Raw genomic sequence first — 809 nt, forward strand, 5'->3', positions numbered from 1 at the left:
GGCCGCGTTGCAAATACTATCAAGCGTAAGAAAAGTTAAATTTTAGGTAGATCTTACTTGTAAATGCTGAACTGTTGATTGATAAAGGATACTTCATTACGTGCTCCGAACATCCATTTATTGAATTGTCCTTTCTTAAACATGCGCATGATTTCAAAGCCTTTAATGGTGGCATAAGCTGTTTTCATCGATTGAAAACCTAAGGTAGGATTAATGAGTCGTTTGAGCTTGCCATAGTCAGCTTCTAAGCGGTTATTACGATATTTGATTTGCTGATGATGAACGTCTTTAGAAAGACTGCCTTCTTGTTTTAATTCCCGAATAGCTTGATTGTAGGCGGGATTTTTATCCGTATTAATAATGTTAATATCACAAGTTGGATTGTTCTTGATGAGTTTTTTCAGAAAGCGCTTGGCAGACTTTGCATTACGCCGATGGGATAGATAAAAATTAATCGTCTGACCACTTTCATCAATAGCACGGTAGAGATATTTCCATTCTCCTTTAACTTTGACATACGTTTCATCGAGATGCCACCGCCTAGAATAACGCCGTTTATACCAATCCAATCGCTTTTTTAGTTCGGGGGACCCAACGATAAACCGTGGTGTGATCGATTGACAAGCCTCGTTCACTCATCATCTCTTCTAAGTCACGGTAGCTTATCCCATATTTGCAATACCAACGAACGCACTGCAAAATGACTTCGCCATGAAAATGACGCCATTTAAAATCTATCGGGTTTTTATAGTTCATGGCTAACACTAAATCCAGACAGGATACTACATTCTGGTTTTTGCAACAGGGCC

General features: G+C 38.9%; 1 pseudogene. It reads right to left on the reverse strand.

Annotated features, from left to right (window positions below):
• Positions 1 to 53: 53 nt before the first annotated feature.
• Positions 54 to 756 (reverse strand): annotated as a pseudogene (locus tag E1P04_RS17465) (IS6 family transposase).
• Positions 757 to 809: the final 53 nt, after the last annotated feature.

It is taken from the genome of Legionella gresilensis, from assembly GCF_900639865.1.
Lineage (GTDB): Bacteria > Pseudomonadota > Gammaproteobacteria > Legionellales > Legionellaceae > Legionella_C > Legionella_C gresilensis.